1 protein-coding gene is annotated in these 706 nt (G+C 62.2%); it reads right to left on the minus strand.

Annotation, left to right across the window (positions count from 1 at the left end; genetic code table 11):
• Positions 1-19: 19 nt before the first annotated feature.
• A partial coding sequence (locus AC5Y3P_RS22340; RefSeq protein ID WP_500048122.1) for an MlaE family ABC transporter permease occupies positions 20-706 on the minus strand: 687 nt, incomplete at its 5' end.

Here is a 706-nt window from a genome sequence, read left to right on the forward strand (position 1 = left end):
ACTCATCAACCGGCCCCTTTTAACCCGTCGTCATCTGGATGCCGACCGCGGTCACCACCACGTTGATCACGAACAACGCCATGAACGCATACACCACGGTCTCGTTGACCGCATTGCCCACCGCCTTGGCACCACCACCGGTGATCGTCAACCCCCGATAACAGGCCACCAACCCGGCCACCAAACCGAACAGCAACGCCTTGACACACGAGATCGCCACCTCAGGCACCCCGGTCAACAACGTCATCCCCGCCGCGAACGCACCCGGGTTCACATCCTGAATGAACACCGAGAACGCATAACCACCCAAGATCCCGATGATCACCACCAGACTGTTGAGCAAAAACGCCACCAGACCCGCAGCCAACACCCGCGGCGTCACCAACCGCTGCACCGGGTTGATCCCCAGCACCTCCATCGCGTCGATCTCCTCACGGATGGTCCGCGAACCCAGATCCGCACACATCGCCGTCGCCCCGGCACCGGCGACCACCAGCACCGTGACCATCGGACCCAACTGGGTCACCGCACCAAACGCGGCCCCCGCACCGGACAGATCAGCCGCACCCAACTCCCGCAACAAGATATTCAGCGTGAAACTCACCAACACCGTGAACGGGATCGCCACCAACAACGTCGGCGCCAACGACACCCGCGCCACAAACCAAGACTGCTCCAGAAACTCCCGCCACTGGAACGGCCGTAC

Source organism: Mycobacterium sp. NGS45, assembly GCF_059812645.1.